Genomic DNA, 1030 nt, shown 5'->3' on the forward strand with positions numbered 1-1030 from the left:
GAACTGAAGGTTGGCGTCGACGACACGGCCGCCGAACAGATTTGCCAGCACCCACAGCCGGGCATTGCGCGCCGAAAACCACGGCCATAGCTGCTTGACGTGAGAGACCTGCATGTCGTGGATGTTGAACGCCAGATTGATCCCCGGCACTTTGCCGTCGACGAACGCCACGGCGGCGGTGCCAAGCACCTCGCCGGAGCCGGCGGACCGAAGCGCGATCTGCTCTGCGACCAGTTTGTGGCTCACCGTGTTGTAGACACCGGCGATCCGGGCGAGGAAGGTGAGCGCCGGCTCGGGCGACTCCGAAGGCGCAAGCGACGATCCGTCGCTGGTCAGGTCGTAGCGATAGGAGGGCTCTTCACCCACCGCTCCGCTTGCCGGCTTCGGCCCGATCGAACCGGCGAAATCGAATGTCGAGCGGCCGGTCTTCAGCAGCAATCTGTCGACCTGGACCTTGTTGCTGCCAGCAACCAGCGTCGCATTGATATCGACGTCCGCCGGCAGCAATCCTCGCGTGCCGAGATCGAGGACAGAGCCCGTCGATGACAAAGCGGCCGTCAGCCGCGATGCGTTCACGCCGAACCCTTCCGATCCCGTCAGCTTCAACGCGACGGGTCCCAACTTGCCGGCAGCGGCCGCGCCGGTGTCGGCCAGATCGACGCTCGCATCCAGCGCCGTGACCCGGTGCGCCGCGATATCACGGGTGGCGGTAGCGGCAACCGTAAGCGTCCTGCCGTCGATGTCTGCCTTCGAGGAAAACTGCATGCCGCCCGGTCCCGACTGCACGACGGTGGCGTCGGTGATCTTGACGAGCTTGATCGCTCCGGTTTCGGGCAGCACGAATTCGACATTGCGAAGATCGATGCGACGCAGCGAATCCTCCCGCACGGCATCGAGTGCGTGGTTGATGTTTCCGAACACCGCGGCGGACAGCTTCTCCGGATCGATGAGGCCGTCCGCATTGCGCAGGCCGGCGGTCCAGTCGCCGCCTGACGGCATCGCCGCCACGACGATGCGGGCATCCGAGATC

General features: G+C 65.1%; 1 pseudogene. It reads right to left on the minus strand.

Annotation, left to right across the window (positions count from 1 at the left end):
* Nucleotides 1–1030, minus strand: a pseudogene (locus EN914_RS36385) (hypothetical protein); the annotation flags it as partial.

The sequence above is a fragment of the Mesorhizobium sp. M7A.F.Ca.CA.001.08.2.1 genome, from assembly GCF_003998455.1.
Lineage (GTDB): Bacteria > Pseudomonadota > Alphaproteobacteria > Rhizobiales > Rhizobiaceae > Mesorhizobium > Mesorhizobium ciceri.